4 protein-coding genes are annotated in these 3,142 nt (G+C 66.5%); all 4 read right to left on the bottom strand.

The genetic code is table 11. The annotated features are described in order from the left end of the window. A partial coding sequence (locus VL973_RS13545) for a translation initiation factor IF-2 associated domain-containing protein (protein ID WP_325284557.1) occupies nt 1–248 on the bottom strand: 248 nt, incomplete at its 3' end. Then, nucleotides 245–952, bottom strand: coding sequence for a DUF448 domain-containing protein (locus VL973_RS13550; RefSeq protein ID WP_325284558.1), 708 nt, complete (start codon nt 950–952; stop codon nt 245–247). The genes VL973_RS13550 and VL973_RS13545, both read right to left, overlap by 4 nt. Nucleotides 953–1,009: 57 nt before the next feature. Further along, nucleotides 1,010–2,647, bottom strand: coding sequence for a transcription termination factor NusA (gene nusA, locus VL973_RS13555; RefSeq protein ID WP_325284559.1), 1,638 nt, complete (start codon nt 2,645–2,647; stop codon nt 1,010–1,012). Nucleotides 2,648–2,656: 9 nt separating this feature from the next. Next, a partial coding sequence (gene rimP, locus VL973_RS13560; protein ID WP_325284560.1) for a ribosome maturation protein RimP occupies nt 2,657–3,142 on the bottom strand: 486 nt, incomplete at its 5' end.

The following is a 3,142-nucleotide window of genomic DNA, read 5'->3' on the forward strand; positions in this document are numbered from 1 at the left end:
ACCGGGGGTGGCGGCGGGGGCGGCGGGGCCGCGACCGGCGCAGGGGCGGGCGCGGCCGCTTCCTGCTGGACAGCACCCGTGTCTTCGCCCGGACGACCGATCGTGCGCCGGCGCTTCACCTCGACCACGACAGTATTCGAGCGGCCGTGGCTGAAGCTCTGCTTCACCTTGCCCGTTTCAACCGTGCGCTTGAGGCCCAGCGGCGCGCGCGCGCCCAGCTTCGGCTTGTCGTTGTCCGTGTCGCTCATTCGGGTGCTCGAAGTCCTTCATTCGTTCCGGCGGGTCCGCGCATCGCCGGAAAATCAGCGGATGCGCCCTGCGAGCCGTTTTCGCAAGGCTGGGGTGCGGTTTCAGGTCCGATAAAATGCAGCCAGCGGTCGAGCGCTTCGCTCACCCGCCTTGCTGCCCTGGCGTCGGTCAGGCCGACATGTACCACATTTTCACGGCCCAACGCCAATGACAATATGGTGCGCGAGACCGGCAATACCAGTCCCTTGAGCGTGCTGCCCTCCGCATCGCGGCCCACACGCCATGCCTGGGCCAGCCGGCGGGCGCCATCGGCACCGGCATCGCTGGCGTGCAACAGCATTGCCAGACGCCCCGCCCGCGCCGATTCCTCGATCCGGTCGCTGCCGGTCTGCAGCATCCCCGCCTTCGCCTCCAGCCCCAGGCGATCGAGCGTCGCGCGTTCCAGCGCATCGGCGATCTTCTGCGCCAGATCGGCGGGCACGGTGATGTCGCTGGTCTTGAACGCACGCGACAGCGCGCCGCGCAGCTTGCCCTTGGCGATCGCGATTTCCAGCGCGGCCCGACCGACACCGATCCACGCGCCCCGGCCCGGCGCCTTGCCGCGCACATCGGGGTGGATCACGCCATCGGGCGCCAGCGCAAGACGCACCAGCCCGCTCCGCGGGCCGGTATCGCGCGTCAGTATGCAGCTTCGGTCGTTCATCGCCGCGCCTCCGTCAAAAGGCACGGCAATGACGCGATCAGAGGTCGGTCAGCGCGCTCATTGGTCGGAGTCCGCATGTGCGTCCTCCTCGGCGCCCGCAGGCGCTTCTTCGGCGGCGGCCGGTTCGTCGTCGAACCAGTGCGCGCGCGCGGCCATGATGATCTCGTTGCCCTGTTCGTCGGACAGGCCATATTCGGCCAGGATGCCGCCCTTGGGCGCTTCGCGCTTGGGTGCGTCCTCGTTGCGGCGGCGCGGTTCGACGCGCTTCTTCTCGACCAGTTCGTCGGTGGCAAGGTCGGCCAGGTCATCCAGCGTCTTGATCCCCGCCTTGCCCAGTGTGACCAGCATCGCTTCGGTCAGATAGGGCATGGCCGCCAGATCGTCCTCGACGCCCAGCGCGCGGCGCTGTTCGCGATTGGCCTCCTCGCGGCGATCGAGCGCTTCCTGCGCGCGGCTTTGCAGCTCCTGCGCCAGATCCTCGTCAAAGCCCTCGATGCCCGCCAGCTCGTCGATCTCGACATAGGCGACCTCTTCCAGCTCGCCGAAACCCTCGGCGACCAACAACTGCGCCAGCGTTTCGTCGACGTCCAGCTCGTTCTGGAACATCTCGGAATTGCGGACGAATTCCTGCTGGCGCTTCTCGCTGGCGTCGGTTTCGGTCAGGATGTCGATCGCCTTGCCGGTCAGCTGGCTGGCAAGGCGGACATTCTGGCCGCGCCGACCGATGGCGAGCGACAGTTGATCGTCGGGCACCACCACTTCGATGCGGTCATCCTCTTCATCGATGACCACGCGCGCCACATTGGCGGGCTGGAGCGCGTTGACAACAAAGGTCGCGGTGTCGGGCGACCAGGGGATGATGTCGATCTTTTCGCCCTGCATTTCCTGCACGACCGCCTGAACGCGGCTGCCCTTCATGCCGACGCACGCGCCGACCGGATCGATCGAGCTGTCGCGGCTGATAACGCCGATCTTGGCGCGCGAACCCGGATCGCGGGCCGCGGCCTTGATCTCGATGATGCCGTCATAGATTTCGGGCACTTCCTGCGCGAACAGCTTCTTCATGAAGTCGGGGTGCGCGCGGCTGAGGAAAATCTGCGGCCCGCGATTTTCGCGGCGGACGTTCAGGATCAGGCTGCGGACGCGGTCGCCTACGCGCACCACTTCGCGCGGGATCTGGGCGTCGCGGCGGATCACGCCTTCGGCGCGGCCAAGGTCGACCACGACATGGCCGAACTCGACGCGCTTGACGACGCCGGTGATGATTTCACCCACGCGGTCCTTGAACTCTTCGTGCTGGCGCTCACGCTCGGCGTCGCGGACCTTCTGGAAGATGATCTGCTTCGACGCCTGCGCCTGGATGCGGCCAAACTCGATCGGGGGCAGCGGATCGACCAGGAAGTCGCCCAGTTCGGCGTCCTTCTTGAGCTTCTGCGCGCCCTTCAGGTCGACCTGCTTGTACAGGTCATCGACCTGCTCGACCACTTCGACCACGCGCCACAGGCGAAGGTCGCCCGAACTGCCGTCCAGCTTGGCGCGGATGTCCATTTCGGCGCCGTAGCGATTCTTGGCGGCGCGCTGAATCGCCTCTTCCATCGCCTCGATGACGATGGCGCGGTCGATCAGCTTTTCCTTGGCGACCGAATCGGCGATCGCGATCAGCTCGGCCTTGTTGGCGGAAATGGCGGTGGCCATTGTCGTTCGTTACCCTTCCATCAGAATCTTGTCCGCGCCCTCGGCCGAAATCGGCTGGGTCGCGGCGATCAGGCGATCGGTCAGCAGCAGCTTTGCATCGGCAATCTGCGAAAAATCGACGGTCATCGGCTGGTGCTTTCGCACGTCGATCGTGACCGAACTGCCCTCGACCCCCATCAGGTCGCCGGTCAACTGCTTGCGCCCCTCCACCGGCTCGGCCAGCGTGATGCGCGCTTCATGCCCCTGCCAGTCGGCAAAGTCGGTCAGCCGCGTCAGCGGGCGGTCGATGCCGGGTGAGGACACTTCCAGGCGATAGGCGTCCTCGATCGGGTCGGCACCCTCGGCCTCCAGCGCATCGAACCGGTCCGACACGCGCCGCGACAATTCGGCGCAATCATCGATCGTCAGCTGGCGCGTATCGGGCCGCTCGGCCATCACCTGAAGCGTCGGGTCCGACTTGCCGCCAAAGAACCGGACACGCACCAGCGACAGCCC

The organism is Sphingomonas sp. (genome assembly GCF_035490575.1).
In the GTDB taxonomy this organism is placed as follows: Bacteria; Pseudomonadota; Alphaproteobacteria; order Sphingomonadales; family Sphingomonadaceae; genus Sphingomonas.

Excerpts from the sequence above, each read along its gene's own strand:
- VL973_RS13550 (WP_325284558.1), bottom strand. The coding sequence starts at position 952 with ATGAACGACCGAAGCTGCATACTGACGCGCGATACCGGCCCGCGGAGC.
- nusA (WP_325284559.1), bottom strand. The coding sequence starts at position 2,647 with ATGGCCACCGCCATTTCCGCCAACAAGGCCGAGCTGATCGCGATCGCC.